The organism is Algoriphagus terrigena DSM 22685 (genome assembly GCF_000429445.1).
Lineage (GTDB): Bacteria > Bacteroidota > Bacteroidia > Cytophagales > Cyclobacteriaceae > Algoriphagus > Algoriphagus terrigena.
Genome location: NZ_AUBW01000008.1, coordinates 98,560 through 115,786, shown reverse-complemented (window position 1 = coordinate 115,786; position 17,227 = coordinate 98,560). Strand labels below are relative to the sequence as shown.

At 49.7% G+C, this 17,227-nt stretch carries 9 protein-coding genes; 8 read left to right on the top strand and 1 reads right to left on the bottom strand.

The genetic code is table 11. The features are described from left to right. Positions 1 to 12: 12 nt before the first annotated feature. Entirely contained in the window at positions 13 to 3,165 is a 3,153-nt protein-coding gene (locus G459_RS0108815) for a SusC/RagA family TonB-linked outer membrane protein (RefSeq protein WP_026967324.1), read from the bottom strand. A 647-nt stretch (positions 3,166 to 3,812) separates the two neighbouring features. Between G459_RS0108815 and G459_RS0108810 the strand changes: the two genes are divergently transcribed. The 8 genes from G459_RS0108810 to G459_RS0108770 all read left to right on the top strand — a co-directional run bounded on the left by G459_RS0108810 (position 3,813) and on the right by G459_RS0108770 (position 17,136). Next, a complete protein-coding gene (locus G459_RS0108810) occupies positions 3,813 to 7,880 on the top strand; it encodes a hybrid sensor histidine kinase/response regulator transcription factor (protein WP_051315142.1) in 4,068 nt (1,355 codons plus the stop codon). Positions 7,881 to 8,175: 295 nt separating this feature from the next. Then, positions 8,176 to 11,250: a PVC-type heme-binding CxxCH protein gene (locus G459_RS0108800; RefSeq protein WP_026967322.1), complete on the top strand. Its 3,075-nt coding sequence runs from the start codon at positions 8,176 to 8,178 to the stop codon at positions 11,248 to 11,250. Between the two features lie 7 nt (positions 11,251 to 11,257). Further along, a complete protein-coding gene (locus tag G459_RS0108795) occupies positions 11,258 to 11,809 on the top strand; it encodes a plastocyanin/azurin family copper-binding protein (protein ID WP_084454431.1) in 552 nt (183 codons plus the stop codon). Between the two features lie 123 nt (positions 11,810 to 11,932). Continuing rightward, positions 11,933 to 12,658 (top strand): ThuA domain-containing protein, encoded by a 726-nt coding sequence (locus G459_RS0108790; protein WP_026967320.1) that lies wholly within the window; start codon positions 11,933 to 11,935, stop codon positions 12,656 to 12,658. A gap of 112 nt (positions 12,659 to 12,770) precedes the next feature. Beyond that, on the top strand, positions 12,771 to 13,886 hold the full coding sequence (locus tag G459_RS0108785; RefSeq protein ID WP_026967319.1) for a Gfo/Idh/MocA family protein: 1,116 nt from the start codon (positions 12,771 to 12,773) through the stop codon (positions 13,884 to 13,886). Between the two features lie 6 nt (positions 13,887 to 13,892). Beyond that, positions 13,893 to 14,744: a sugar phosphate isomerase/epimerase family protein gene (locus G459_RS0108780; protein WP_026967318.1), complete on the top strand. Its 852-nt coding sequence runs from the start codon at positions 13,893 to 13,895 to the stop codon at positions 14,742 to 14,744. A gap of 90 nt (positions 14,745 to 14,834) precedes the next feature. After that, entirely contained in the window at positions 14,835 to 15,794 is a 960-nt protein-coding gene (locus G459_RS0108775; RefSeq protein ID WP_026967317.1) for a glycoside hydrolase family 43 protein, read from the top strand. 121 nt (positions 15,795 to 15,915) lie between these two features. Continuing rightward, positions 15,916 to 17,136: a Tm-1-like ATP-binding domain-containing protein gene (locus G459_RS0108770; protein ID WP_026967316.1), complete on the top strand. Its 1,221-nt coding sequence runs from the start codon at positions 15,916 to 15,918 to the stop codon at positions 17,134 to 17,136. Positions 17,137 to 17,227 lie beyond the last annotated feature (91 nt).

Here is a 17,227-nt window from a genome sequence, read left to right as displayed (position 1 = left end):
ATTTTGGGTTGGTTAGAAGGAAATGTTGAAGCCTACGTTGACCACCTTGTTCTGTGGATATTGGAGACCGTTTTCTTCAGCCACTTCTGGATCAATGCCCAGCTGGTGTACATTGTCCAGAGCGAACAGATTGTAAGTGCTTACAAACACCCGTGCCGTCTGCATCTTCCATTTGTTCAGCATTCGCTCCGGCAGGGTGTAGCCCAGCTCGAGCGTTCTCATTCTGAGGTATTTCACATTGGTCAGCCACCAGGTTGAGTTCTTGTTGTAGTTGCTGTGCCCGCCCGTGTTGAATCTCAGCGGGGGATTTTTGCCTGGTACCCATGGGGAGTTAATATCCAAGATATCTTCCCGGTGGTAGCGGTCGTCGTACATCGCAGCCAGCAGGTTGCCGCCGTTTTGGTAAGGCCATCTCATCTCCCAGTTTTGATTGTAGGAATACATGCCTCCGCCGGAGAAGTCCGCCGTAAGGTCAAACCCTTTGTAGGCAAAATTGAAGTTCAGGCCAAAGTTGACGATCGGCTGTCCTCCGGACTGGTAACCCACGGGGCGTTCATCGTAGCTGTCGATCTTGCCGTCGTTGTTCACATCCTTGTAGATCAGGTCGCCGGGCAGTAAGGTCTTGTTGCCCTGCCCGTCGACGTTGACAGGATAGTTGTTGATCTCCTCAAATGAGGTAAACTGGCCAATTGTCTCATACCCCCAAAAGATACTATTGTACCGGTCCTCACGTGAGTTTCGGTATTGATCCCAGGAGGAGCTGAAGGTAGGATTGTAGGATTCGAGGAATTTGCCGCGGGCATAGGAGACATTCCCGCCGATACGGAAGACGACATCGCCTGCTTTTCCATTCCAATTCACAGCAAGCTCGGCACCTGAGTGGGCATCCGTATTCAGGTTTTCGTCCGTCAGACCATAGCCTAGTTCCAGTGGGAGAAAGACGTCGTTTCTCACCCCGCGCAGTCCGGTTCTTTTTCTGTAGAAGTAATCCGCCTGGCCGGTGATCTTGCCTGATGCAAAGGAAAAGTCCACGCCGACGTCGGTCATGTTACTGACAAACCAAGAGAGGTTATCCACCGGCTGGCCGGTATTTGCGGAACCCGGGATGTTTTGACCATCTACGATCACGGTGGACACGCCGTAGATATATCCGGACATATAATCAAATGGGGTAATAAATCTCGAATCGTTTGAAGGGATTCCCATATTTATATTGTCATCACCAAGCTGCCCGTAAGACGCACGGATCTTCAACTCGTCCATGTTGAGGCGGGAAGTGAGATTGTCCATGAACCCTTCTTCGGAGATTCTCCATCCCGCGGAGACGGAAGGGAAAAAGCCCCAACGGTTGTCCGGAGAAAACTTCCAGGAAGCATCCGCTCTGCCCGCCAACTCCAGCAGGTATTTGCCTGCATAGTCGTAGTTGACACGCCCCACGTAGCCGATTCGGGCTTCTTCCTGTCGCTCGTCGTTGTAGGTGTCCACATCGGCAAACTTGATGATGTCCAAGTAGTTGTTGGTCGGTACTGAGTGGACGAAGTTGTACAGTCTCGTTCGCTGGATCCGTTCGTTCAGGAAGAGCGCTGAGACGTGGTGCTTTTCATTGAAAGTTTTGTCGTAGTTGAGCGACAGCTGCCATACATTCTCCATGATTTTCTCTTGGCCACGTCCACGGTACGGATTGTCATTTCCTCCGGATCGGAAGTATTCGTCTGTTTCAGGATTATAGCCATACACATCATAGGTGTATTCGAAGGTATTTTGCATGTTGTCCGCCAGATAGTAGGAGTACATTCCTTTGGCATTCAGTCCGGGGAGGATTTCATAATCCGCATTGAAGTTGGTCTGAATCACCTGCCATTTGTTGGTATAGAAGCCTGTACGGTCATAGTTCAACAGAGCCCAGTTGGTTTCGATGTTGCTGATATTGGCTGGATAATCGGGGTTGTCATTGGCATAGGGACGCTCGGTCGGCCGATTACGGAAAAGCGCAAATCTTGGCTGCCAGTAATCGTCCCCGCCCGGAACGCCGGGGTTGTTTCTTTCTTCGATCCGCCCGTTGATCTGTACACCTACGGTCAGCTTGTCCGTGATATCGGTAGTGACATTGGACTGGATGTTAGTCCTGCTAAACTCAAATTCATCGCTGAATACGGCCTTTTGGTCAAACCGCGTGGCGGAGATGTAATAGTTAGTCTTTTCAGACCCGCCCGATACCGACGCGTTGAAATTGCTCTGCGGTGCATTTCCTTGAATGATGAAATCGTTCCAGTCAAAAGATCGGTAGCCGTACTCGGTTCCTGCGTTCCATTTGGCGAGCTCTTCAGCTGTGATGTTCGTGCTGCCAAACTGGTTGATGTCCGCATCGGCTTTACCCAGCATCCATTCATAGGCGTCCACGCCCTCGGGAAATCTCGACCAGTTTTGCCAGCCATAGTAGCCGTTGATGTTGATCGTGGGATTTTCACCGCGTGTCCCCTGCTTGGTTTTCACCACCACGACGCCGTTGGCAGCCCGCGATCCATAGACTGCCGCGGCCGCATCTTTCAGGATCGTGATGCTTTCGATATCCGTGGGCGCGAGGTTGTTAAACTGCCCCTCGTCCTTTTGGATGCCGTCGATTACAAACAGTGGCGTTCCCATATTTCGGATCTGGAGCCAGGCTCCCGCGCCCGGTCGGCCGTCGGGCTGACGAAAGGACAAACCGGCCATCTTACCAGCCAAAGCGCCAGACACCGTTGCACTCGGCACCTTTTCAATATCGCGGCTGGTTACATTGGAGATGGCGCCGGTGATGGTCTCTTTTTGGCGCTCGCCATAGCCGACGACTACGACTTCCTCCAGGCTTCCGAGGTCACTTTCCATCGTGATCTTTAGATCTTCATCGCCTTCTATGACCAGTTCTTGAGTCTTGAAGCCGATAAAAGAAAGCCTCAGGATGGGCTCTTCTGAGGTAAGTGTAAGTACAAAATTCCCGTCAAGGTCGGTGACGGTACCATTGGTGGTGCCCCGCTCGAGGATACTCACGCCGGGCAGCGGCTCTCCGGAGCTATCTTCCAGCACTTGGCCCCGGATGACTCGCGAGGTCTGTGCAGAAAGCTCCGACAAAGAAAGCCAGCTCATACATAGTAGCAGAGTGGCTGTCATGAGAAGAAGTCTTTTCATGTAGGTTGGTTTTGGGTTAGAAATAGGTAGAAAATTGGTACTCGTTTTCGGCAATACTTTCTCCGAACGCCTCGAAAAGGCATCCCTTAGAAGTAGGAAAAGAAAAGTGGTACTGCGCCAGTCTGAGTTGACTGGGCGTATCGCCGGCGGATTCGGCTAGATTGGAGTGAGTCTTAGTGTCATGTGGCTATGTTGGGTTTAGTGAAAAATCAGTGGCATTGACATCCCGATTCCGATCAGGAAAAAGACGATTTATCTACAGCCTAAAAGTAAAATTTCCGTCAGCGGAGCTCTATCACAAAAACTCCAAAAAATGTAAGGTTTTCCGCTAGCGACGAGAGATAAGCTTGTTAAAAACGTCTTTTTTCAAAACATTATTTTGTATTTATAAAATTAGAGAATATTTATAGCTTGAGATGTCAGAAAATCCAGCCCAAATCAAAACTTACTACTGAATCTTTCGGCAAGGCCACGACCCGGCGCCGCAGACAATTTTGGACAGGAGTCGTGAAAAGAGCGCTTTTGTAACTTTTCGGTCAGCAAATGAAAAGAAATCGCCTATTTCTGTGCTCAGACTGTAAATATCAAACAGCAAACGAGCTCGCTGCAAGGTTTTTGATAATTTCAGCGCTACAACCCAAGATCCTATGACCTTGCCCAAAAGTCTGCCGGCAGGTTTTCTCAGCCTGTGTCTCCTTGTTTTCATAGTCGTCTCTGGACTGGCTCAGGATAAGCGCTACTATTTCCGGCATTATGACTCGACCTCCGGCCTGACAGACAATTCCGTCTTTTCCATCTTTCAGGACAGCCAGGGATTCATGTGGTTTGGCACCAAAGACGGATTGACGCGTTTTGACGGAAACGCCTGGAAAAACTACAACTCAGACAGCAAAGGTCCGATAGAAGATCGGCTTGGAAACAATTTTGTCTATTTCATCACAGAGAGCCAGGACAGTACACTTTGGGTCGGGACATCAGAAGGGCTGTACTTATTTGACCGGGAAAAAGAGAAGTTTAGACACTTCACCGATTCTACCTCGGGTGGTCATCGGATCGCGGGCACCATCTCCTCGATTGCCATGGATCAATCCGGCAACATGTGGGTGGCAAACTACATCGGCCTGTTCCGCTATAGTCCTCAGGATCAAAAACTGGAGCTTTTTGCCCATGATCCTGCCAAGGTGGGCAGTATTCCTTCAGGTAATGTCAACACCGTCAAGATCGATGAGCGCAATGAAGTGTGGGCTGCCATCACGGGCAAAGGCGTCGTGAGGTTTGTGCCGGCTTCCTCCACCTTTGTCCATTTCATCGATGAGGAGAATAGGTTGGCCGAGGACATCGTGCAGGGACTCCAGGATTGGGGTGAATTCATGATCATCGCAACAAAAAACGCGGGCATCAAAAAACTCGAAAAAAGCACGGGAATCATTACAGATTTACTTTCCAAAGATGAAAAGGGATCGCCGCTTTTTGTCAGAGAGATGCTGCCGATCAGCAAGAACGAACTGGCGATAGGTACGGAGTCAGGATTGTTTATCTATGACTTTGTGAAGAAAAGTTATCAACACATCCGGGAAAACAACAACGACCCCAACGCACTTTCAAACAATGCCGTCTACGCTATCTGGAAAGATCTAGAGGGAGGACTGTGGGTCGGTACCTACTTCGGCGGTGTCAATTACCTGCCAAATCAGCCTACCAAATTTGATCGGTTTTATCCCATCGCTGGGGAAAACACCATTACGGGCAAGCGGGTCAGAGAAATAATCGGTGCGCCAGACGGCAAGATGTGGATCGGTACAGAGGATGCCGGGCTGGATTTATTTGATCCTAAAGACAACAGTTTCTACCATTACCCCATTGGGCCCTCGTCCACCGAACTCTCTTATCATAACATACACGGGTTGGCGCAGCGTGACAATGAGCTTTGGGTGGGTACGTTCAGTCGTGGGATCAATGTCATCAACACAAAGACAGGATTCGTCAGGAAATACTCCTCCAAAACACCGAATTCAGAACTGCGCAGCGATGATTTTTTTTCAATACTGGTGGATAGCAAAGGCCAGATATGGACTGGAAGCACTGCGGGTCTTTATCGATATGACGACGAAAAAGATGCTTTTCAGCATATTCCCCAGATTGAGTACATCTTTATCTACGACATGCTGGAGGACAAGGATGGCATGCTTTGGATTGCTTCATACAATGACGGCCTGATCCGGTTTGATCCGGACTCGGGTGAAAAGCAATCCTTCCTACCCGACCCGACGAATCCCGAAAGTCTGCGCCATCACACGATCGTAGATGTATTTCTGGACTCGAAGCAAAAGCTCTGGGTAGCTACTTCAGGCGGAGGTTTTGCTAAATACGACAGCCAGAAGGGCTCCTTCACCTCCTATACCATCGCCGAGGGTTTTCCCACGAATACTTACTTCAACATCGTCGAAGACGACGAGGGTTTACTGTGGATAACTTCCAATAAGGGCTTGCTACGGTTTGATCCGGCGAAGGAGACCTTCCTGCTCTATGACAGGACAAACGGTCTGATGTCCAGCGGCTTCAACTACCAGTCTGGATACAAAGCCGAGGATGGCACCCTGTACTTCGGAACCCTCGATGGATTCATCGCCTTCAAGCCAAGCCAGTTTGAAACGTACAATTTCCAGCCGCCTTTGGTGTTTACGGGTATCCAGCTTTTCAATCAGGAAATCCCGATCACGGAAACCGATGGCATCCTGAGCAAAGCCATCACCTATACAGATAAAATCACCCTTGCCGCAGACCAAAACTCGTTGAGTTTTGACATCGCCTCCCTAGGATATACCAACGCCATGAATCAGAACATCCGGTATCGAATGGAAGGATTCGAGAAAGAATGGCAGAAGATGAACGATTCCCAGAAGATCTTCTATTCCTATCTGCCTCCCGGAGACTACGAGCTGGTCGTGCAGTCAAACCTACCGATCGAAGGCGCGGAGGCTGAGGAAGCGAGGCTGATTATCGAGATCCTCCCTCCATTCTACAAGACTCCGCTGGCCTATTCCATCTACCTGCTCCTGACGATATGGATAGTCTATTGGCTGGTTACGCTGTACAAAACACGGATGAACAACCGCCATCAAGTACAGCTCAATCTACTGGAGGCCGAAAAGGAAAAAGAGCTCTACGAAGCCAAGATCGAGTTTTTTACCAACATCACCCATGAGATTCGTACTCCGCTGACACTGATCAAAGGGCCGCTGGAGGATATCCTGAGCAAGGATCGCAACTGTGATCCGGAGGTAAAAAATGACCTGTTGATCATCGAGAAAAATACCAATCGACTGATCGACCTCAGCAATCAGCTGCTTGACTTTCGCAAGACCGAGCAGCGGGGATTTAAGCTCAGCTTTCTCAAGACTGAGATCAGCGGGATCATCGATGAGCTATATGATCGGTTCAAAGTGACCGCCAATCAATCAGGACTGAACTTCACGCTGGAAAAACCCGCAGCGGCGCTTTTTGCGGACGTGGACCGGGAAGCGGTCACCAAGATCCTCAGCAATCTCCTGATCAATGCCCTGAAAAATGCCGAAAGCATGATCCACATCCACTTGATCTATGATCCGGCTCACCCCAGTCATCTCCAGATCGAGATCTCAAATGACGGTTTCCTCATACCGGATGAATTGGCGGAAAAGATCTTCGAACCTTTCTTCCAGATAGACGACACCTCCAATTCAAAGTCAAAACAAGGGACTGGACTCGGCCTGCCTCTTGCAAAGTCCCTCGCAGAGATGCATCATGGATCGCTCCGAACAAACACTCAGGGCAATCTCAACCGATTTGTGCTGGAGCTTCCCGTCAAGCAAAAAAATGCCATACACTTTGACGAGGAAAACGAAACGCCAACGGATGTCAAAATCATCGAAGAGAAGGAAGGTTTTCCGCCAAAACCCCAGAAAAAGTCTAGCCTTCCAGCGATTCTGTTGGTAGAAGACAACAGAGAGCTGCTACAATTTCTCGGAGATAAACTGAAAGGAAACTATGTGATCCACAAAGCTGCAAACGGCATATCGGCCTTGGAAGTGATGAAAAAAGAACCCATCGATCTGGTCATCTCGGACGTGATGATGCCCGAGATGGATGGGTACAAGCTGTGTGAGCACATCAAATCCGACCTAGCCACCAGTCACATTCCGGTCGTGCTGCTGACTGCCAAAAATAACATCAACGCGAAGATCACCGGCTTGGAAATGGGCGCGGACGTCTACTTGGAGAAACCCTTTTCGCTTGAATTCCTCTACCTCCAGATCAAAAATCTCCTCCAACACCGGGATCAGATCAAGAAAGCCTTTGCCAGTCTTCCTCTGGTAAATTCGGATACCATCGCACATACCAAGGCCGATGAAGACTTCCTTCATAGGATCAATGAGGCAATCCTGGCAAATATTGAGAACGAATTCTTCGGTGTCTCCGAGCTTGCCGAGCAGCTGCACATGAGCCAGTCCAGTCTGCTGCGCAAGATCAAAGGAATCTCCGAACTCACGCCAAATGGCTACATCCGACTGGTCAGGTTGAAAAAGTCGGCAGAGCTACTTCGCGACGGAGTCCACAGCATCGCCGAGATCAGCGAGATGGTCGGCTTCAACAGTCCGAGCTACTTCACCAAATGCTTTCAGAAGCACTTCGGCGAGCTGCCGAAGGATTTTGTGAAAAAGCCGGATGTGCTGTAGCTCATGGTCTGAGCACACAGCCCGCTTTAAATCCCGATTAAAGTCGCTCACTCCGAAAATTGGAAGAAGAAATCCATTCGTTGAAAATCAATCAATTGCCAAAACCATGAAAAATCAAAAAGAAGGGAATTTGCTATTTTTTGAAGGTTTGTGACTAATCGAAAAGCTCGTCGATCGGTAGTTTTACAGCCCAACTTGAGCCAAAGTATGTACTTTAGGCTAGCGCCATTTTGATAAACCCTATTAACCCGAATTAATCATGCGATTAAGTAGAACCTGCAATCATCTCCGCCTGCTGATTGCGACTATTTTCCTCAGTCTCAATTTCTCCCATCTTGCTTCAGCATCCAATCCAAAGCCGGATCCCAGACGTGCTGAAGTACTTTTTCTCGGGCATGCCAGCGAGCATCACAACTCCCGACTCTATGTCCCTTGGCTGGCTACAGCACTTTTCGAAAGCGGCATCAACATCACCTACACCGAGAACCTCGAAGACCTGAATAAGGAAAACCTGGCCAAGTACGATGGCTTGGTCATCTACGCCAATCACGATGTGCTTTCCAAAGATCAGGAAGCGGCCATGAAAGGCTTCGTGGAAGGTGGCAAAGGACTTATTCCTCTACACTCTGCCGCCGGCTGCTTCAAAAATTCCGATTGGTACATTGAGACGATTGGGGGTCAGTTTGCCTCTCACGGAGAAGGCGAATTTACCGGAGAGATCGAGGCACCGGATCACGCGGTCATGAAAGGCTTGAAGCCGTTCGCGACTTGGGACGAAACCTACGTGCATCAGCGCGTCAATCCTGACATGACGCTGCTGACGGCGCGCGTCGAAGGCGATCAGCGCGAACCTTACACTTGGGTTAGAAACGTTGGCAAAGGCCGCGTCTTCTACACCGCTTACGGACACGATGAGCGGACTTGGAAGACCGAAGGATTTTTGGCTTTGGTGAAAAATGGCATCTTCTGGGCAATGGGCGACGCTGTCCAAGCCAATGTCACGGCCTTGAACATCCCGGATGTATCGATCTACGAGGAGACTATCTCTGACTTTACCGCCAGATATGAGGTGCCAAAGATGCAGGAAGCTTTGGCTCCCGAAGAATCTAAAAAACTGATCCAGAAACCTGTTGATTTCTCGATTGAGCTCTTTGCCTCCGAGCCGGATATCCAAAATCCCATTGCCATGGCTTGGGACGAGAAAGGCCGACTCTGGATCGTAGAATCTGTGGATTATCCAAATACTTTCGTAGAAACTGACGGTGAAGCCAATGACCGTATCAAGATCTGTGAAGACACCGACGGCGATGGCAAGGCTGATAAATTCACAGTCTTTGCAGATGGGCTGAATATCCCGACCAGCATGGTCTTCGCCAATGGCGGGATTGTCGTGTCGATGGCGCCGGACTTTGTCTTCATGAAAGACACCGACGGCGACGACGTGGCTGATGTCAAAGAAGTCATCATGACTGGCTGGGGCAAAAATGACACCCACGCAGGTCCGTCCAACTTGCAATATGGCTTTGACAATAAGATCTGGGGCGTAACCGGCTACTCGGGATTCAACGGCACAATCAACGGGGAACGAATGAGTTTTCCACAGGGAATCTACCGATTGGATCCTGACGGAAAAGACTTTGAATACCTCGCCGGCTCCAGCAACAACACCTGGGGACTTGGATTCTCCGAGGACAACAACGTTTTCATGTCCACTGCCAACAATACGCATGCGGGCTACTATTCCATCCCCGCGAAGTATCTGCAGCGCGCATTTCCCAAAGCTGGTGAAGGTGAGATCTCTCCGGAGTTTGAGATCCAGCCAATCCAGAAGATCGACGGGCACTACGATGCGCACGCGATGACTCCAAACCTGAGACAAGTCGATGTCGTCGGCGGATTCACTTCAGCCGCTGGCTTTAGATTGTACACCGCCCGTGATTTCCCGAAGGAATACTGGAACCGGATCGCTTTTGTCAACGAGCCGACGATCCGATTGACGCACAATGCGATCATCGAACCTAAGGGCGCGGGCTTCAGCGAAAAAGACGGCTGGAACTTCCTAGCGAGCTCGGACGAATGGTTTGGGCCGGTGCAGGCGGAAGTCGGTCCGGATGGCGCCGTTTGGGTAGCTGACTGGTACAATTTCATCATCCAGCACAACGTATTCGTGGAGCGCCAGGCCCCATCGAGGATGATCTTGCCCTTTGAAGACCAACCGCATGGACAGGGAAATGCCTTCCAAAGCAAGCTTCGGGACACCAACCACGGTCGAATCTATCGGGTAGTCTACAAAGACGGAAGCGGCAACAAGCCGATGAAACTTTCGAAGGAAGATCCAAAGTTGCTGATCGCAGCCCTGGAAAACGACAACATGTTCTGGAGAATGACCGCACAGCGCTTGCTCGTGGAGTCAGGAAACAAGAATGTATTCGGCGATCTGTATCAGATCGTCAATGACAAATCTGTGGATGAAATCGGCCTGAACAGCCCGGCGGTTCACGCGCTCTGGACACTGGACGGCCTAGGGGCTTTCGAAGCAACTAACGCCGAGGCTATCAAAGTAGCCACCGCTGCACTGACACATCCCGCCGCGGGCGTGAGAAAAGCCGCCATCGCGGTCTTGCCTGCAGATCAGGCTACCACGCAAGCGATCCAAACAGCCGGATTGACCAAAGACAAAGACCTGAATGTACGAATGCATGCGATCCTGAAGCTGGCGGAAGTTCCAGGCAGCGCCGAAGCCGGAGCGATGCTTTACCAAGCGAGTTTGGATGAAGCAAATGCCAAAGACGACTGGTTGCAGAAGGCGATCTTTGCGGCAGCTGCTCAGCAGGGAAAATTCTTCACCGACGCAATTGGCTCTGACAAAACTGACCTAACCAGCCGTCTGACCACGGCTGTGGCAAATGAGAAATATGAATTGGGACGAAGAAGCAACCTTCAGTTCTCTCCGGATGTAAGCGGCAAAGCTGTTTCCATTTCCACACAGATTTCAAAGCGAGGAGAGAATGAATCCTTTGGTGTGATCGCCGCACATGGTGATTCACAAAATGGCTACTCTTTCTATCTGGAAGAAGGAAAATTACACTGGATGGTGAAGCAAGACGGAAAGACTTTCGAAGCCGTGACCAGCCAAGCGCTTCCTGAGAGCTACGAGACACAGGCTACCATCGGCCAAGACGGAAAAATGGAAATCCTCGTGGATGGCAAATCCGTGGCCTCAGCCCAAGCAACCGGCGCATTCAGCGGCAAGCTAGCTCCCAGCCTAAGAACCGGCCGTGACTTCGGTGGCGACCGAAACGTTGGCTCTTACAAAGACGAATTTGGCTTTGAGGGCAACCTGAGAAATGTAGTAGTAGAGTTAAAATAAGCATACCATGATTAAAGCGACCCTTTTTCCCATTGCTATAGCATTGCTGATGGGGAACCGGTTTTATGCACCGGAAGATGCGAAGACCGCCGAGTCTATCACCCTTTGCGAAGCAAAACCAAGTATTGAAAACACAAACCAACCAACAAATGCTGTCCGCGTCGAGCGAAATACCGCGGAAAGGGCGACGACGATTGTGATAGAGATCGTCCCTGAGATGATGAAGTTTGACTTGGCGAGCTTCAAGGTGAAAGCCGGAGACAAGATCACCCTGGAGATCGACAATCTGGACGGCATGCAGCACAACCTGCTGATTGCCAAGCCAGGTACGCTGGAGAAAGTCGGTGCCGCCGCCGATGCGATGCTCCGTGATCCCAAGGCGTCAGAGAAATTCTACGTTCCGGAGATTCCTGAGGTGCTCTTTGCTACCAAGATGATCGGGCCGCAGGAGTTGTACACGTTGACTTTCACTGCTCCGTCTACTCCGGGGAAATATCCGTTCGCCTGCACATTCCCCGGTCACTGGCGGATGATGAATGGAATCATGATCGTGGAATAAAGCCCATTGTCGGGTGTTGGATGACTGATGCTGGATGTCGGAAACTGTCAGACTGAGCGGAGTCGAAGCCACTTCGAAGTAGTTATTATCATTTCACAAATTCTAAAACTTACAACCCAAAATATGAACCTTAAAAACACAATCATTCCTTTTCTGAGCCTTATACTGGTTTTTGGAATCTCCATGAGCCTATTGGCAAAAGACAATCCGGCCAAAAAACCAATCAAAGTCCTGATGGTTGGCGGCGGTTCTTCGCACGATTTTGACAAGTGGTACAAAGGCGCTGACGTGGCTACTTTGGAAAGAGATGGCTTGGCAGAAGTGACCTACACCGATGATCCGACGACTATCTTGCAACACCTTTCGGATACAGATGTCCTCTTTTTGGCAAACAATCAACCGATCGCAGATGATGCGACACGCAAAGCGATCTTTGCTTTCGCAGAAGCTGGAAAAGGTCTGATCCTGGCGCACCCGGCGATCTGGTACAACTGGAACGACTGGCCAGAATACAACAAAACAATGGTCAGCGGAGGCTCCAGAGGCCACAACAAGTATGGCAATTTCAATGTCGATCTGACCGAAAAGCATCCCGTGACCAAAGGCCTTCCCGCCCATTTCTCATTGGATGACGAGCTTTACTACTTCAAAGTAGACACCGCCGGCCCGGGAATCGAAATTCTCGCCAACGCCAGCAATGCCGAGACAGAGCCTTTCCCGTCTATCTTCATCGTGAAAAATCCCAAAGCCAAGATCGTCGGCATCGCCTTGGGTCATGACGCGGCCTCTCACGAACTGGAAGCCTATCAGACGCTTATCAGAAATGCTGTGAAATGGGCCGCAAATTAATTCGCTAATAAAATGCCCCGGTCTGTGTCTCCACAGACCGGAAATAAAAATGAGTTTCAATCCCCTTGAATCTTTTTTTCAACCCTAAAATCAAAACCTAAAGCATACACCAATGAGTCAAAAACAAATCACCGTAGTTATAGTCGGACTGGGTTTCGGCAAAGAGTTTATCCCAATCTATCAAGCGCATCCAAACATCAAAGCCGTCGGTATCTGTACCAGAAACCCGAAGACCATCGATGAACTTGCCACCAAATTCAACCTGGACAGGAATCTCTGCTTTACCAATTTCGAAGATGTGCCAAAGCGCGATGACGTGGATGCGATTCATATCGTGACTCCGGTACCGGATCACGCCAGAATGACGCTGGCTTCTCTGAATGCCAATAAGCACACGGCCTGCACCATTCCGATGGCCATGACCAAGGAAGATTGTGCAGCCATCGTGGATGCCAAGAAGAAGTCAGGCAAAGTCTATATGATGATGGAAACTGCGCTTTACACCCGCGAGTTTTTGTACGGACTGAATCTGGCAGAAACTGGCCAGTTGGGCCGAATTCAGATGGTGAGAGGCTCGCACATCCAGGATATGAGCATGCCGGGCTGGGATGAGTATTGGAAAGGGTTCCCGCCGATGCTGAACGGTACGCACGCGATTTCCCCACTTTTGCGGATCAACAATACCAAAGCTGAGACTGTGGTTTGCCACGGTTCTGGTCGCTTGAGCGATGATCTCGCAAGCCGATATGGTTCGCCATTTGCGATGGAGACGGCCACTTTTACCCTGAAAAACTCAGACGTAATCGCCGAAGCTACCCGTTCACTTTTCGATGTGGTCCGTCAATACCGTGAGTCTTACGATGTGTATGGCACCAAGATGTCCTTCGAATGGGAGCAATTGGAAGATGAAAGCCATGTGATCTTTGATGGGGGAGAAAATGCCCGAAGAATCGATGTGCCAGACACGGATGAGTTACTGATCGAGCCGATCAAGCACTTCACCAAGAGACAGACGATCGACGATCCTAATCACGTGTCGTTCCTGCAAGGTGCCGGACATGGAGGATCGCACCCGCACTTGGTGCAGGAATTCGTCGCTGCAATCGTGGAGGGAAGAGACTCCGCAGTCGATGCCACTACTGCCGCCAACTACACTTGCGCCGGAATCTGCGCACATGAGTCTGCAATGAAGGGCGGCGAGAGAATCCAGATTCCAACTTTTGATTGATCAAAGATGCAATTTGGAGTAAGTACATTTCTATGGGTGTCGCCTTTCGACACCCATTCTTTTGACCTCGTACACAAGGTCAAAGAGATGGGTTTTGACATCATCGAAGTCCCTGTGGAGGATAAAGATCTGGTGGACTGGGATGCACTGAAAAAGCTGACTGACCAACTTGGTCTGAAAGTAAGCATCAGCGGAGCCTTCGGCGCTGACCGCGATATCTCCAGCGAAGATCCCGCGATCCGTGCGAACGGATTGAAATACATCGAGGATTCGATCAAGATCGCCGCAAAGATGGGCAGTCCATTATTTGGCGGACCGCTCTATTCTGCCGTAGGAAAGCTGCGCTCCATCTCTGCAGATCAGAAAAGGCAAGAATTCAACTGGTGTGTGGATAACTTGAAGAACGCCAGCAAAACGGCAGAGGAATACGGAATTACATTGGGCCTGGAGCCGCTCAACCGCTTTGAGAGTGACATGGTCAACACGGTGGATCAGGCGCTTGAAATCGTGAAAGCCGTGAATTCCCCTTTCCTGAAAATCCAGCTGGATACCTTTCACAACAACATCGAGGAGAAAAATATCGCTACCTCGATCCGCAAGGTTGGCAAAGATTTGCTTTGCCATGTGCAGGGAAATGAAAGTGATCGGGGCACTCCCGGCACCGGAAATCTGGCTTGGGATGAGATCAAAGAAGCCTTGGAGGAAATCGGCTACGACGGAGCGATTGTGATCGAAACCTTCGGTGCTGTGTCTAAGGAAATGGCAAAAGCTACCTGCATCTGGAGGCCGTTGGCTAACAGTCCCGACGAACTTGCAAGCGAAGGCTTGGCTTTTTATAAGAAGCATTTTCATAAGTAAATGAAAATTCGCAGCCGTGGTCTGTGCGGACACAGACCACTGTATCTATGAGAACACAACATTCTCAAAGCCCGGATCAACCGTTAAACCATGAACTTAACTCACCTCCTCATCACCGCTTTTTGGCTTAGCCTGAGCTACTTTTCAGCCCCTGAGAAAAGCCCGATTTTACTCGCTGACCCGACGATTTTCTACCATGACGGCAGCTACTATCTCTATGGTACGAGCGGTCATGATTCTAATCGTGGCTTTGAAGTGTATGTGTCAAAAGACTTGAAATCTTGGAAGAGATCTGAGAAAAACGATACCTACGCACTTAAAAAGGGGGAGTCCTATGGTGACAAGGGGTTTTGGGCACCTCAGGTTTTTGAGTTTGAAGGCACGTTTTACATGGCCTACACCGCCAATGAGCACATTGCCATCGCAACTTCCGAGAGTCCGCTGGGGCCTTTTACCCAGAACGAAAAGAAAGATTTGGAAGCTCCCATGAAGCAGATTGATCCCTATGTCTTTATCGACACTGATGGAAAAAAGTACCTCTATCATGTGCGATTGTCAGAGGGCAACCGGCTGTTCGTCGCAGAACTCAAGGATGATTTCTCGGGGATCAAAGCCGAGACTTTGACATATTGCTTTCATGCCGAGGAAGCTTGGGAAAACACCCAAAATGTAGATTGGACGGTCTCTGAAGGTCCTGCAATCATCAAGCACGATGACTTGTATTACTTCATCTATTCGGCCAACGACTTCCGAAATCCCGACTACGCGGTAGGCTATGCTGTGAGTAAAAGTCCAATGGGACCTTGGACAAAAAGCCCGCGCAATCCGATTTTTGACAAAGGCGACGCCGGAATCAACGGTCCCGGTCACGGCGATTATTTTGTAGACGCGAAGGGGCAATTGCAATATGTGCTCCATACACACAGTTCCGATGAGAAAGTGGCCCCAAGAAAAACGGCCTTGATCGAACTGGAATTTGTAAAAAATGGCAGTGAAGCAGATCTTTTGGAAGTAAAGAAAGGGAGCTTTAAATTTCTTGAGGTAGATTGAAAGAAAGACCAATGTCAGGTGTCTCACCTTTCGAACTTCCCAACTCTCGTTGGTCAGGTGCTCAGGGTGACAAGCCTGTCAGTTTGATTGGAGTCGAGACCTTTAATACCATCCTTAATCTATGACCCCAAAACCCCTCATCCTCATGCTTGGCTGCTTCGACACGAAAGGCGAGATCTTCGCTTTTCTGAGAGCTTGTCTGCTTGAGCAGGGAGCCGACGTGCTCACGGTAAATGTGGGCGTGATGGGTTCTACGACAATTTTTCCCGTAGACGTAGACGCCGATGAAGTGTGTAAAGCCGCCGGACAAATCCTGGAAGTCATCCGTAACAACAATGATCGCGGAGCTGCAATGGACGTCATGGGACGGGGAGCGGCGAAGATCTCGGCGGAATTACTGGCTAAAAAGGCTTTCAAAGCCGTGATCGGAATGGGTGGCGGTAGTGGCACTTACGTCACGCTAAAATCCATGCAATTCTTGCCCTTGGGACTGCCAAAAATCTGCATCTCCACCCTTGCGAGCAAAGATCTATCTGATCTTATCGGCGTGAAAGACGTGCTGCTGATGCCATCCGTCGTAGATGTCGCCGCCTTGAACAGCATCATCAAGCCCATCATCCAGCAGGCTTCCGCAGCCGTGGTTGCCATGAGCAAGCTCCAAATCCAAAACGACACGATCCAAAGTAAAAGAATCGCAATCAGCGTGTTTGGCAATACAAATGCCTGCGTCGATCACTGCACTGCAATTCTGGAATCCCGAGGGTACGAAGTGATGACTTTTCATGCAAATGGCCTGGGTGGAAAAGCGATGGAGAGCCTAGCAATGGAGGGGTGTTTTGCAGGAGTGCTGGACATTACGACCACGGAACTTGCGGATGAACTTTGCGGGGGAGTCTGCAGTGCTGGCCAGAACAGATTGGAAGCCGCGGGAAAATTGGGAATCCCCCAAGTAGTGGTGCCGGGTTGCTTGGACATGGTCAATTTTGGAACCATGGATTCCGTGCCGCAAAAATATAAAAACCGTCAATTGTATAGTTGGGTGCCCACAGTCACGCTGATGCGGACCAATGAAGATGAAAACAAAGCGCTGGGGAGTATCTTGGCTGAAAAACTCAATCAAGCCACCGGAAAAGTGAGCGTCCTTTTTCCGAAAAAAGGACTTTCCCAAATCGACTCCGAAGGAAATGTGTTTTACAATCCAGCCGTGAATCAAATACTTTCAGACTCAATTGAGAAGAATTTGAATTCCGACATTGCCTTTGTCAAATTGCCTTTTCATATCAACGACAGGGCTTTTGCTGAAGAAGCGGTGGAAAGGTTGTTGGAGATGATGAATTTTTAGAGATTGTGAGATTTAGAGAATGGTTGTAAACCGCTGTGTTCTCGGGAATTCTCTGTGAACTCTGCGGTTAAACGGAAAAATAGAAACAACA